General features: G+C 67.4%; 8 protein-coding genes. 5 read left to right on the top strand and 3 right to left on the bottom strand.

From position 1 onward, the window contains the following. Positions 1-21: 21 nt before the first annotated feature. Positions 22-1,554 (bottom strand): OprO/OprP family phosphate-selective porin, encoded by a 1,533-nt coding sequence (locus AQ619_RS15885; protein ID WP_084746314.1) that lies wholly within the window; start codon positions 1,552-1,554, stop codon positions 22-24. A 316-nt stretch (positions 1,555-1,870) separates the two neighbouring features. Further along, a complete protein-coding gene (locus tag AQ619_RS15880) occupies positions 1,871-5,113 on the bottom strand; it encodes an autotransporter family protein (protein ID WP_062149869.1) in 3,243 nt (1,080 codons plus the stop codon). Between the two features lie 179 nt (positions 5,114-5,292). On the opposite strand from AQ619_RS15880, the gene AQ619_RS15875 reads away from it, so the two are divergent. Then, entirely contained in the window at positions 5,293-6,726 is a 1,434-nt protein-coding gene (locus AQ619_RS15875) for a sensor histidine kinase (RefSeq protein ID WP_062149867.1), read from the top strand. Positions 6,727-6,766: 40 nt separating this feature from the next. Here the strand turns inward: AQ619_RS15875 and AQ619_RS15870 are convergent, their stop codons facing one another. Next, the gene (locus AQ619_RS15870) at positions 6,767-9,313 is read right to left on the bottom strand and encodes a TonB-dependent receptor (RefSeq protein ID WP_062149864.1); all 2,547 of its coding nucleotides are present in this window, start codon (positions 9,311-9,313) and stop codon (positions 6,767-6,769) included. Between the two features lie 278 nt (positions 9,314-9,591). On the opposite strand from AQ619_RS15870, the gene pstC reads away from it, so the two are divergent. From pstC to phoU, 4 genes are read left to right on the top strand one after another with little or no spacing between them, the layout of a single operon-like run. Beyond that, positions 9,592-11,034 (top strand): phosphate ABC transporter permease subunit PstC, encoded by a 1,443-nt coding sequence (gene pstC / locus AQ619_RS15865; protein WP_062149861.1) that lies wholly within the window; start codon positions 9,592-9,594, stop codon positions 11,032-11,034. Beyond that, complete coding sequence (gene pstA / locus AQ619_RS15860) at positions 11,027-12,325, top strand: phosphate ABC transporter permease PstA (protein WP_062149858.1); 1,299 nt, start codon at positions 11,027-11,029, stop codon at positions 12,323-12,325. The genes pstC and pstA overlap by 8 nt, the downstream gene beginning before the upstream one ends. Before the next feature lie 50 nt (positions 12,326-12,375). Further along, positions 12,376-13,218 (top strand): phosphate ABC transporter ATP-binding protein PstB, encoded by an 843-nt coding sequence (pstB, locus tag AQ619_RS15855; RefSeq protein ID WP_084746311.1) that lies wholly within the window; start codon positions 12,376-12,378, stop codon positions 13,216-13,218. 13 nt (positions 13,219-13,231) lie between these two features. Next, the gene (gene phoU, locus AQ619_RS15850; RefSeq protein WP_062149852.1) at positions 13,232-13,921 is read left to right on the top strand and encodes a phosphate signaling complex protein PhoU; all 690 of its coding nucleotides are present in this window, start codon (positions 13,232-13,234) and stop codon (positions 13,919-13,921) included.

The raw sequence follows: 13,921 nt of genomic DNA, 5'->3' as shown, positions 1-13,921 counted from the left end.
TCGGATCCAAGAAGCTAGGGTTTAGAATGCGTATTGGGTTCGCAGTGACCAGATATCGAGGTCCTGCCCGACCTGTGTGCCGGCGGCCGGGGTCGAGCCTGCCACAAAGGCGGTACCGCCCTGTGACAGGCGACGGACCTCGACATTGCGGTACGTGCCAGAGACGGTAACGATGTTGTTGAGGTACCAGTTCAGGCCGATCGAGACGATATTCTGCTCACCGCCACGGATCGCGCCGGGCAGGGCAGGATTGCCGGGGCCGCCCGAACGATAGTTCAGGTCGAGGTTCGAATACCGGAGGCCCAGTTCCAGCGCGCCCCACTGACCCTTCTTGGGATCAAACGGCTTGGCCGCGCGCGGCGCATCGAAGCCGGCGGTGGCGATGTTGTAGCGGCGTGGCTCGCCCGTGATGGTCCAGCCACCCTGGACGTACCAGCCATCGAACTCCGGATCGGGCAGGGCGCTGTTGCGGCGCTCGACGTCGATGTTGAAGTACTCGGCCTGGACATAGAGGTTCTTGTGCTGGGCACCGAACTCGAGACCCAGGACATTGATGCCGTCGGCGTCGATATTGCCGGTATCGATCAGACGCGTGCCATCGACGCGCAGTTCCGGGCGATCGCGCAGACGAACATTGGTCACGGCGCCGCCGGCCGAGGCCACGTCAGGACCGGATGCGGCCGGGTCGAGGATCAGATTGGCATTGGCACCGACATGCACCAGCCAGTCCAGGCCCTTGAAGGGCACATAGGCCACCCGGCCCACGAAGCCGACCTGCTCGTCAAAGGTCTGGGTCGTGACCGTATTGCCGGTCAGGGCGGCCGAAGCGTTCCAGCGCTCGCCATTGGCCAGCAGGCCGATCGCAGCGCGACCGTCGCCGCCGGCCAGGCCGCGCACGGTCTCGGCGACCGAGGCGCGCTCGACGAACAGCGAGCCGGTGTTGTTGGCGGCGTCTTCCAGGCTGGTGACCGGCGCATAGATGCCGGCCCGGATCTTCACCGGATAGCCGCTGTACTGCACCCAGGCCGACGAGATCTTGCCGGCTTCTTCCGTGCCCGAACCGCCGAAGTCATAGATCATGTTGTAGTCGAAGGCGCCGAAGGCCTTGCCCTCGATGCCGAAGCGGGCGCGGCGGATGTTGGCACCGTCGCCCAGGTCGCGGGCCCGGTCATTTTCGGTGGCGTCGCCGAACGAACCGCGGCGGAAGTCGGTGGCCAGGGGGCCGGCGTCGCGCTGATCATAGATTGCCGCATCGGCCTGGAAGATGCCGCGGAACGAGGCCGTGAAGGCTCCGTCGCCGGTGGTGATGGTCGGGCGGGCATTGGCCAGGCTGATCGTGGTGGCCGACTGGGCGGCGCGGACATCCTTGACGTTGGCGGCCGTGGCGGCCTTCAGGTCCGCGATCTGGCCGGACAGGGCGGCGAGCTGGGCTTCCAGCGCGGCGATGCGGGCCTCGGCGTCCTGGGGGGTCTGGGCATTGGCGGCGCCGGCCATGGTCAGGGCCGAAACGCCAGCGATCAAGGCTGTCCGCAAGGTGGTCTTCTGGGTCGTCATCATATTCCCCTATCGGGCCGCCTCGGCGGTCCGTCCTGCTTGGCTTAGGAAACGGTATTATTCCTAGCTCGTGAATAGAGATTAGACGAACCGGCCATGAGAAAATCTGAAGGCGCGATTCAGCGTCCCGGCCTGGGCCAGGAAACTTCAGCCAACACAGAGAGGTAGAGGGTTAACGGCTCATTATCCGTACCGAGACAATTCGTCACGGTGCGGATTGTTCAGGCCCCAAAACACAAGACCTCCCGCCACGGCATCCGTGACGGGAGGTCTGGATTTGCAGATCGAGCGCCCCGGCCAGAGGCCGGGCTGGCGGTTAGAACATCGCCCGTCCGGACAGGCGCAGATTGTAGCGCTTCTGCTTCTTGGTCGCTTCGGCCCCGCCCTCAAGGGCGAGGTAGGACATCGGCGTGCCGGCCTTCAGCGCGAAGCCGAGCGTCAGGGCCCCCTGCTTGTCGTCGAGGGCTGCCAGGGTGAAGGGGTTGCCGTTCTTGAAGCGGGCCACCGTGTCGCCCGTTTCGCCGGCCAGGGTCTGACGATAGCCGACCCGCACTTCAGGCCGCCACCAGACGTCCTGGCCGAAGTCGGCACCGAAGGCGATGCCGAACTCGCCGGACAGGTTGCTGGAGGTGCGCTCCTCGACGGTCAGGTCAAAGCCCGAGCCACCGCCGGTTTCCTTGCGCTCGCCTTCACGCAGCCAGACATAGTCCACGCGGCCCTCGGGCCGGACGAAATAGCGGCCGATCTTGTGTTCATAGGCCCCGCCGGCGAAGGCATTGAGCGTGGCGCCCGTCCAGTCCGCCGTATTGGCCAGGAGGAGGTCGGCCGTACCGTCGGCATTGGCGTCGGGGGCGATGAAGCGCCGATCGCCGGTGAACCAGCCAAAGCCGCCGCCGCCGCCGGCATTCAGACGCCAGCCGCCGACCGAACGACGCCAATAGGCCCCGCCCTGCACGAAGGAGGCCGTGGTCTGCTCGCCGATCTTGGCGGCGATGTCGTGTTCCTCGACGTTCACATAGGCCAGGGTCAGGCCCAGGGCACCGCCCGCGTCGCCCATGGCCTCATAGCCGGCGACGAAGCCGAAGGCCTGGTTGTCCGAGCCCGGCGTGTCGCTGGCATCGCGACGGACCAGCGAGTTGATCTCCTGGATCCAAAGGCTGTCGGGGCCATAGCGCTCGCCCGGATCGGGACGGACGGCCGTGGCGGCCGAGATCATCTGGTTGGCCGACTGCAGCGAGGCGAACAGGCCTTCGCCCTGGTCGGGCAGCATCTGGTCATAGACGCCCAGGAACCCGTCCTTGCCATTCTGGGCGAGGAAGACGGTCGAGAGTTCGGAGCTGCTGCCCAGGGCGCTGAATACCGCGTCATAGGCCCCGGCCTGTGAGCGGGTCATGCCGATCTCGGCGGCCGAGCGGCGGCGCACGTCGATATAGACGTTCTTGGCGTCGGAGCGGCTGGAGGCGACGTAGAGATAGGGCGAATCGGCCAGCAGGGCCTGGCCGATCGAGCCGACCGTCAGGCTGCCGGCCGAGATCACCGTATAGGAGGTCGGCTGCTTGACCAGGCCGGTCAGACGGATGCCGAGCTCGGCGCCGCTGGCGATGGTCGCCGCGCCGGATACCTGCAGACGGGTATTGGTCCCGGCCGTCGGATCGGCGGTGAACAGGATCTTGCTGGTCGAGCTGACCGTCAGGCTGGTGGCATTGATGGTGGCGGCGTTCGAAATGCCGAGGCTGCCCTTGCCGACCGTGATCGACAGCAGGCCGTCGCTGTCGGTCAGGGCCCCCAGGACCAGCGAGTTATTGTCGATCACGAAGGTGTCGGCACCTGCGCCGAAGGCGATGTCGCCGATCACCGAGCCGTTCAGCACCCGGAAGGTGTCCGCGCCCGAGCCGAACCGGACCGCGCCCAGGATGGCCGGCTCGTCGGCATCGTCGACGCCGTCGCCGTCCGCATCGGGGTCGGCAACACCGTCTGAGAGGTCGTCACCATCGCTCAGGCCGGCCTGGATCAGGGTGACGCCGGTGGTGTTGCGGCTGACATCGATGGCCACGGCCTTGCCGGTGACGACCTCGTTGCCCGGCAGAAGGTCGGAGTCATCGGTATCAGCAGCGTCATCAGTGGCGACCACCGAGGTCGAGATCTTGCCGTTGTTCTGGATACTGGTCAGCAGGCCCGAATAGTCGATGACGCCGTAGGCGCTGCCCTTTTCGCCGCCGACCGTCGCGGTGATCGCGCCGTCATTGCGGAAGGTGGTCACGGCGGCACCGGCGTCGATAGCCACGGCGCGGGCGTCAAAGACGCCTTCCGAGACGGTGAACACCGACATCGAGCCCTGGTTCCACAGGGTCGGCGCGCGGGCTCCCGACTTGAACAGCAGACCGGTGGCATTGGCCTCATAGGCGCTGGCGGCGACGGTAGAGGACAGCTTGACGCCGCCCGCCAGGGTCGTGGCCTGGCCGGCATTGCCGCCGACCTGGATCGCCGTGGCCGAGATGCCGTCAAAGACGCCGCTGGTGCTGATCGCGCCGCGTGCGACGAGGCCATAGGCATTGTCACCCGTTCCGACTGCGCCGAGCGTCACGGTGCGGGTGTCGGAGCCGATCAGCAGGGCCGGGGCCGCGCCGAAGGCGGTCAGCGCGGCGGAGCCTTCGCTGGTGTCGACCACACCGTCACCGTCGTCGTCGGTCTTGTTGGGGTCGGTGTCTTTCGGCGGAATGTCGAGCAGGAGGCCGCCGGCCACATTGGCCGTGACGCGCAGGGCCGAGCCGCCCTGCAGCACGTCGTCGGCGTCCAGCTTGGCGCGATCGGCGGCCAGGGATGGACGGGTGGTGAAGCGGTATCCGGTCGCCGTGACGCCGCCCTGGACGACGAAGGCGCCGCTGACATCGCCGTCGACGGCGACGCCGACCGTGTTCTTGCCGATGACCGAGACGCCGCCATTGACGGTCACCTTGCCGGTCACAGGAGCCGCGATCTTGATGCCGGCGCTGTTGTCGCCGAGCAGGGTCACCGTGCCATTATTGGTGAAATTGCCGATCAGGGCGCTTTCGAGCGAGACGCCGGCCGAGTTGTTGCCCTCGATCGTGATGGCCCCGGCGGTCTCATTGACGATGTTGCCGGTAAAGGCCCCGGCGCCGGTCAGGCGGATGCCGAAGCGGTTGGAGCCGGTGGCGAAGGCCCCGTCGGTATCGCCGTCGGAATCGGTGTCGGTCGGCGTGTAGTCTTCGTTGAGGGTGATCGCCGCGCCGTTGCTCACCGATCCGGTCCTGCCGCCCAGCACCAGGATGCCGGTCGAATCATTGACCCCGACCGTGGCCAGGGTCCCCAGGCTGGTGACCTTGTGGTTGCTGTCGAGGGAGATCAGCGCACCGGCGGTGGTCGGCTTGATCGACCCGTCGGCGGTGACCTTCACGTCGTCGGCTGCGCCATTATTGGCGGTCGACGTCGCGATCGGCGTCGTACGGGCCGTGGTGACCGAGGTTTCAGCGTAAGCGCCAAACGCCAAAGCCAGGAGAGGAGCGGCTGCGACTGTCGCGACCAGGACCTTGCGCTGCATTACGAACAACCACCTCGGATAAGAACCCAGACCCTAACTTGCGTCACGTTGCGGCGAAATTGCGGTGAGCAACGCCATTGTCACGCATTAGAGCGGCCAACCGTCTATCGCATGGCTTGGCGGGGCGCCATATCTGCTTCGTCGAATCCCCTCCACGGCGAAAAACGAGGCGCCTGTCCATGCCGCCGGAGAACCACTCCGATCCCATCCTCACGCGGCTGCTTGGCGGTGCCGCCCTGCCGCTGACCGTCGGTCCGGCGGCGATCCTGACCCTGGCGGCGACCGGTGCCGCCCAGGTCGGGCCAGCGCTCGTGGCCGCCCTGGCCGCGGCGGCCGGCGGGCTCTATCTGAACACCCGCTACAAGGCTGCCCAGGCCCGGCTTCGCCCGGCCCCGACCCTGGCTCCGGCCCCCGACCGCAGTGGACCGCCCTACGGCGTCATTCTGGAGCACCTCCCCGATCCGTTGATGGTCATTGCCGCCGAAGAGGCTGACGACCTGACCGGGCGCCGGTTCGTCTTCGCCAATGCGGCGGCCCGCGAGCTCTTCCGGATTCAACGCGAAGGCACCCTGCTGGTGACCGCCATGCGCAATCCCCAGGTACTCGAAGCCGTGGACGAGGCCCTGTTCGGCGGCATCGAGCGGGCGGTGGAATATGAGACCGGCGGGACCCAGGGGCGGTCCTGGATCGCCTATGCCCGGCCTCTCAGCGACACGTCCCAGGTGTCGCGCCTGGCCATGCTGGTGCTGCGCGACGAAACCGATGCCCGGCGCAGCGAGCGAACCCGCGCGGACTTCCTGGCCAATGCCAGCCATGAACTGCGGACGCCCCTGGCCTCACTGTCGGGCTTCATCGAGACCCTGCGCGGCCACGCCAAGGACGATCCCGGGGCCCGCGACAAGTTCCTGGGCATCATGCTGGCCCAGGCCGAGCGGATGTCGCGGCTGATCGATGACCTGATGAGCCTGTCGCGGATCGAGCTCAACGAGCACATCGCGCCGCTGGGTCGGGTCGACCTGGCCATGGCCGCGATCGACGTCATCGACGCCCTCGCTCCCCAGGCCAAGGAGAAGGCGGTCGCCTTCGATCCGGTTCTGCCGCCGCGCGGTGCGGCCGTGGTCGAGGGCGATCGCGACCAGATCATCCAGGTGATCCAGAACCTGATCGACAACGCCATCAAATATACCCCCCGCGGCGGGGTCGTTCGGGTCGAGATCTTTCCCGGCCTGTCGGCGGACGCTGCGGCCTCGCCCCGAGACCCGGCGGCGGCGCGCATGTCCCTGCTGACGCCTGATCATGCCGCCGGCGAGCGCTATGCGGCCCTGCGGGTCACCGATCGCGGGCCGGGCTTGGCTCGCGAGCACCTGCCGCGTCTGACCGAACGCTTCTACCGGGTCGAGGGCCAGAAGAGCGGCGATCGCTCCGGCACCGGCCTGGGTTTGGCGATCGTCAAGCACATCATGAACCGCCACCGGGGCGGCCTGACGGTCGAAAGCGTTCAGGGCGAGGGGGCGACCTTCGCCTTCTATATCCCGATGTCCAAGTCCGGAGCCCTTGCCGGGCCGGGGCCCAGTGCCGAGGCGGCGGTCGCCGAGGCCGAGGCCGAGGCCTGACACCCGCTTCCCGGATTTGACCGGGAGGCGGGCACCGGGATCAGAACAGCTTGCGCATCGACACGCGGATCACCCGTCCACGCGGATCCAGATAGTCTTCCTGATAGGTGATCGGCGTCGTCCCGTCCGGGGCGCGGACCTTCTGGCGGGCATCGAACAGGTTGTCGACGCCGCCGCTGATCCGCGCGCCCCGGAAGAACGGTTTGCCACGCAGGGCCGGCTGCGCGCCCAGGTCGGCGAACAGGCGCAGATTCACGGTGGTCAGGCCGGAGAAGGACAGGTCCTGGGAGCCGAGCGCGCCGGAGCCGCGAACGACCGTCCCTTCCTGCCAGCGGGCATTGAGGTTGGCGCCGAGCCCGCTGCGCGACAGATTGGCCTGCAGGTCGAGCTGGTTCTTCGCCGTGCCGCCACTGGACCCCAGGGCCGCCCCGTCCAGCAGGTCGAGCCGGGCCAGACCACGCCGGATGACGATCTCATCGGTGAACTTGACGGTGTGATAGAGGCCGATCTGGAAGGTCCCGGCCCCCGGAGGTCCGCCGCCGCCAAAGCCGCGACCGCCCCCAAAGCCGCCACCCGGCCCGCCGGGTCCGCCGCCGGGATTGCCGAAGCTGCGATCCGCGCTTTCGCGGCGCGCCTCGGTCGCCGATCCCTGGGACGGAGCCCCGTCCTGCCCGGCCAGGCGCAGCGCCTGTTCCGCGCCCATGCCGGCTGGAGCCCCCTGGCCCCCTAGCCGCGGGGTGGCCGCGCCGCCCTGGCTTGAGGGCTGTCCCTGTCCCTGACCTTGGCCCTGGCCTTGCCGGAACTGCCCCGGCTGCGGCTGGGGTCCGAAGGCCTTGCGGAAGGTGAAGCCGGTCCGCAGTTCGGTGGTCTGGCGGCGGTCGAAATTGATCGGCCGGGCATCGATCTGCAGCAGCCGACCCGCCGCGTCGCGCACGAAGCGTTCCGGAAAGGCCGCCTCGATCTGGCTGGTGCCGGTCGGGAAGCCGGCGATCAGGTCATCGGTCCGGGTATTGGTATATTCGGTCGTCAGGGTCAGGTTGGTCTTGCTGAACGGCTTGAGGCTCAGGCCCAGCTTGATGACCCGGCCTTCTTCCTCGCGCAGGGTCCGGTTGCCACCGCTGAGCCGTGAGATCACGGCGCTCTCGCCCCGCCGGAAATCATAGACCTGCACGCCTGGGGTCAACTGCTCGGGATCGCCGATCTGGCCGAGGCTGGGCGCGCCCTGGTCACGGGTCACCGAAGCGATCACGCGAAACGCTTCGACGGGCGACCAGTTGGCCCCGTAGCCGACGGTGGTCAGGGTGCCGAAGTCCGATAGGCGGTCGGCCGCAAGGTTGAGGTTCAGCGACAGATTGCCCAGACCCGCCAGCACATCATTGCGGACGCTGGTCAGGGGCAGGTCGAGATTGACCTTGGCGCTGCCGGTATCACGCGACAGGTCCCCCGACCGCGCCACCCCGGCCCGCAGGGAGTCGCTTTCCAGATGCACGGTCTCGATTTCGCCGCTGACCGTCGAGGTCACCGCACCGGCCGGAAGCCGCAGCAGGGTGCCGCTGAAGTCGGCCTTCAGGTCGGCCGTGGTCGAGATCGAATTGGACTGATCGCGATAGGCAAGGCCGGCGATCAGCCGCTCGGTGCTGCTGTCACTCTTGGCCCGCTCGGCATTGCCGGTCACGCTCCAGCGCCAGCCGGCGATCGCCCCGATCAGCCCGCCGCCCAGATGTCCGGTCTGGGTTTCCGACTGCCGGCGGAGTGGGCCGGAGGTCAGAAGGTTGCGACCCAGCCAACTGGTGCTGTCACTGCCCTCGATACTGGCATTGAGCGTGCCCGACACCCCGTCGCGGACCGGTCGCGACAGCACGGCGTTCAGGGCCCAGCTGGCCTGGTCGGGGATCAGGCTTCGGAACGCGGCGTCCGAACGCGGCTGGGCGATGGGACGTTCGCTTTCATAAAGTGCGTTCTGGTCGGTGACCCGGGCATCGATCAGGAAGCGGTTGTCGCGCTGGATGCTGAACTGGTTGAGGCGCAGCTCGACCCGGTCACCGCCGCCGGTCTGGGTCGGCAGCCGGGCCCCGGCCTCGACGGTCCGGGCCTGGAAGCGGCGGCGCAGTACCAGGTTGATGACCTTCTGGTCGGCGCGATAGCCATATTTCAGCGCGACCTCCTCGGGCAGGATGTCGACCCGGGCGATGGCCTCCGAAGGAATGTCGCGCACCTCGGCGAAGCTGGAGATGCGGCCGCCATTGACCAGGATCACCGGCCGCCCGCCGGCATCGCCGCCGCGCGCCGAAGAGGTCTGGGGCTCCAGGGCCGCGATCAGCTCGGACACGGTGGAGACGCCATAGGCGCGGATGTCGCGCGGCGACAGCTGCAGTTCTGGCGGGATGTCGCCGATCACCGCGCCGGGCTGCTGGCGCGAGGCCGTGACCGTCAGGGCGTCGACCTCATAGCTGTCGTCCTCGACGGCGGCCCTGCTCTGGGCGAGCGCCGGCGCGGCCAGCAGGGCCAGACAGGTCCCCAGCATCAGGGCGTGCCGCAGGCGGCGTGCCGCTGTGTCATCGGTCGGGGTCGTCGCGGGCAGGGTCAAGTCAGGTCTCCAGTCGGTCCCGGGGCAGGCTTGCGGCGGCAGGTCGGGGCCTGCGGCGGAACGGACATGGCGTGGCTTCGTTGCGTTGCGATTTCAAGACAACGGCGAACTATTTCAGCCGTGCCATGACAATCAGGTGCCCGAAGCCCGGGCGTTGTCGTCAAACTGTCATCTAACCGTCGCATAAGCACAGCGCCTGGCGGGCATAGCTCCCACCGGGCGGGACGACGCGTTGGGCGACGTCATCGCAACCCTTCGCGCAAGACCCCGCCGCACGCATGCTGACCTGGCTCTCGCTCCTGTTTCTGGCGCTGTTCTCCGGCGCCGCCTACGTGCTCGGTCAACGCCGGGCCGTGAAGGCGTCCGGTGGCGCCAAGCGCGTCCTTCATTCGCTCCCGGGCTATTACGGGGCCTATGCCGCCCTGTGGGCCGGCGTGCCGGCAGCCCTGCTGCTGCTGCTGGGTGTGAGCTTCGGCGACCGCGTCGAGGACGCCATGCTGGAGGCGCAGCGCCCGGCGGTCGTCCAGGCCCTGGATATCGACCGCCAGAACGTCTTCTTCAGTGACGCCCAGGCCATTGCCCAGGGCATTGCGCCCAGCGAAATCACCTATGAGGGCGAGCTGAAAGCCGCGCTCGACGTCAAGGTGGCCGAGGCCCGCCGCATCGACGCCCTGATCCAGTACAGCGTTCTGGGCCTGGCCGGCGTGCTCGCCCTGGCCGGCTTCCTTCTGGCCTTCCCGCGTCTTTCGGCCGACTTCCGGGCCCGTAACCGGGTCGAGGGCTGGGTCGGCGGTCTGTTGATGGCCTGTTCGATCGCCGCCGTCCTGACGACTCTCGGCATTGTCCTGTCCCTGATCTGGGAAAGCTGGCGCTTCTTCCAGAGCGTCTCGCCCATGGCCTTCCTGTTCGGCACCGAATGGAGCCCGCAGATCGCCATGCGCGCCGACCAGGTGGCCGCTGAAGGCGCTTTCGGGGCCGTGCCGCTGTTCGCCGGCACCTTCCTGATCATGATGATCTCCATGGCCGTGGCGGCTCCGGTCGGTCTCTACTCGGCCATCTATCTGTCGGAATATGCCAGCCGCCCCGTGCGCTCGACGATCAAGCCGCTGCTTGAAGTCCTGGCCGGCGTGCCGACCGTGGTCTACGGCTTCTTCGCCGCCCTGACCGTGGGGCCGCTGTTCCGGGCCGGCTTCAATGCCCTCGGGGCCATGCTGATCGGCGGTCCGCTGGACGGAACCGGCCAGTACCTGATGGAAGTCCAGAACCAGATGGCCCTGGTGGCCGGTGTGGTCATGGGCATCATGCTGATCCCCTTCGTCTCGTCCCTGTCGGACGACATCATCAATGCCGTGCCCCAGGCCCTGCGCGACGGCAGCTATGCCATGGGTGCGACCAAGTCCGAGACGGTCAAGAAGGTGGTCCTGCCCGCCGCCCTGCCGGGCATCATGGCCGCCATGCTGCTGGCCGTGTCCCGCGCCGTCGGCGAGACCATGATCGTGACCATGGCGGCCGGCCTGCAGGCCAAGCTCACCGCCAACCCGCTCGACACCGTCACCACCGTCACCGTGCAGATCGTGACCCTGCTGACCGGCGACCAGGAGTTCGACAGCCCCAAGACCCTTTCGGCCTTCGGCCTGGGCCTGACCCTGTTCGTCGTCACCCTGGGCCTCAACATCATCGCCCTGCGCATCGTCCAGAAGTATCGGGAACAGTATGACTGACGTCGCCACCCCCGTCGGTTCCACCGCTCGCCCTGCGCTGACCGCCATGGAAGCCCGCCTGAAGAAGCGCCACAAGGCCGAGGTCTGGTTCAAGGCCCAGGGTCTGATGGCCATCACCGTGGCCATGATCTTCCTGGTGGTGCTCGTGGGCCGGATCGTCCACCAGGGCTACACCACCTTCGAGACCCACACCCTGAGCATTCCGGTCTATCTGAACCCGGACCGCATCGACGTGTCCGATCTCGAGGGCGTCAACTATGACTATATCGTCGCCGAGGCGACGATGAAGAAGCTGGGCGTCCAGGACGACGACCTGGGTCTCGTCTCGGGCAAGGTCATGGACCTGATCTCGCGGGACTTCGGCTTCCAGCTGCTGAACCAGCTCAAGGCCGACAAGTCGCTGATCGGCAAGACCGTGACGGTCACCGGTCCGTTCAAGGCCGACGCCGACCTCTATTTCAAGGGCCAGATCAAGCGCTCGACCGCCGAGGAAGACCGCAAGCTCGACAACCAGCAACTCGACTGGCTGGAGCAGCTGCGCAAGGACGGTTCGGTCAAGGCCGGCTTCAACTTCGCCTTCTTCACCAATTCCGACTCCACCGAGCCTGAACAGGCCGGCGTCCTGGGGGCCGTGGTCGGCTCGGCCATGATGCTGCTGATCACCGCCCTGATCGCGGTGCCGGCCGGGGTGATGGCCGCCGTCTATCTGGAAGAGTTCGCCCCGAAGAACCGCTGGACGGACATCATCGAGGTCAACATCAACAACCTCGCCGCCGTGCCGTCGATCGTCTACGGCCTGCTGGGTCTGGCCCTGTTCATCAACTGGCTGCAGGTACCGCGCTCGTCGCCCCTGGTCGGCGGTCTGGTCCTGGCCCTGATGGCCCTGCCGACCGTGATCATCGCCACCCGCTCGGCCCTGAAGGCCGTGCCGCCCTCGATCCGCGAAGCGGCCCTCGGCGTCGGTGCCTCCAAGACCCAGACGGTGTTCCACCACGTCCTGCCCCTGGCCATGCCGGGTGTGATGACCGGTGCCATCCTGTCGCTCGCCCACGCCCTGGGCGAAACGGCCCCGCTGCTGATGATCGGCATGGTCTCGTTCGTGCCCGGCGTGCCCGAGGGCTTCACCGGTGCCGCCACCGTCCTGCCCGTGCAGGTGTTCATCTGGGAGAACGCCTCCGAGCGTGCCTTCCACGAACGCACCGCCGGCGCCATCATCGTCCTCCTGGTCTTCATGATCGTCATGAATGCTGCGGCCGTCATCCTGCGCCGCCGCTTCGAGCGCCGCTGGTAGACCTGATGATCCTGAACCCTTCCGCCCTTCCCCTCGTCCAGGGACACGCCATGACCACCGCCAGCCCCGACGACTCCGTCTCCGCGCCCGTCATCAAGACGGCCTCGACGCAGACCTATGCCCCGGCCTCGACCCACGAGATCAAGATCCGCGCCAAGGACGTCAATGTCTTCTACGGCGACAAGCAGGCTCTGTTTGACGTCAATATCGACATCCCGGGCAAGTCGGTCACCGCCTTCATCGGCCCGTCGGGCTGCGGCAAGTCGACCTTCCTGCGCTGCATCAACCGCATGAACGACACGATCCCCACCGCCAAGGTGAGCGGCGCGATCGAGATCGACGGCAATGACGTCAATCTCAAGAGCGTCGATCCGGTGATCCTGCGCTCGCGGGTCGGCATGGTCTTCCAGAAGCCCAACCCCTTCCCGAAGACCATCTTCGAGAACGTCGCCTACGGCCCGCGCATCCATGGCCTGGCCTCGGGCAAGGCCGAGCTGGAAGCCATCGTCGAGAGCAGCCTGAAGAAGGCCGGCCTGTGGAACGAGGTCGCCGACCGCCTGCATCAGCCCGGCACCGGCCTGTCCGGCGGCCAGCAGCAGCGCCTGGTCATCGCCCGCGCCATCGCGGTCGGTCCTGAAGTGATCCTGATGGACGAGCCCTGCTCGGCCCTCGACCCGATCGCCACGGCCCGCATCGAGGAACTGATCGACGAGCTGCGCAACCAGTTCTGCATCGTCATCGTCACCCACTCGATGGCCCAGGCCGCCCGCGTGTCGCAGAAGACCGCCTTCTTCCACCTGGGCAAGCTGGTCGAGAGCGGTTCGACCGAGGACATGTTCACCAATCCTCGTGACAGCCGCACCCAAGACTACATCACCGGCCGCTTCGGCTAGGACTCCGCAACAGATGACCGAACATACCGTCAAGTCGTATGGCGACGAACTGAGCCACCTGACCGCCGAAGTCGCCCGCATGGGTGGACTTGCCGAGGCCCAGGTCGCCGACGCCGTGGAATGCATCGCCCGCCGCGACGCCCCCCTGGCCCAACAGGTGGTGTCGCGCGACGAGCGCCTCGACGCCCTGCAGGGCGAGATCGAGCGCAAGGCGTTCAGGCTGATCGCCCTGCGTCAGCCCATGGCCGTGGACCTGCGCCACGCCGTCGCCGCCCTGAAGATCTCGATGAGCCTCGAGCGCTGCGGCGACATGGCCAAGAACATCGGCAAGCGCGCCCTGATCCTGACCGACGCCGAGCCCATGACCGCCCTGACCCGCTCGATCGAGCGGATGGGCAAGCTGGTCCAGGGCCGCCTGAAGGATGTTCTGGACGCCTATTCGGCCTCGGATCTCGACCGCGCCATCACCGTGTGGGCCCGCGACGAGGATGTCGACGAGCACTACAATGCGATCTTCCGTGAACTGCTGACCTACATGATGGGCGACCCGCGCACGATCAATGCCTGCGCCCACCTGCTGTTCGTCGCCAAGAACCTCGAGCGCATTGGCGACCACGCCACCAACATCGCCGAGATCATCCATTTCGAGATTACGGGCGAGGAGATCGTCTCCAAGCGCCCCAAGCTCGATACGCCGCGCTAG

The organism is Caulobacter henricii (assembly GCF_001414055.1).
Taxonomy (GTDB): domain Bacteria; phylum Pseudomonadota; class Alphaproteobacteria; order Caulobacterales; family Caulobacteraceae; genus Caulobacter; species Caulobacter henricii.
This window is presented reverse-complemented; position numbering and strand designations above follow the sequence as displayed.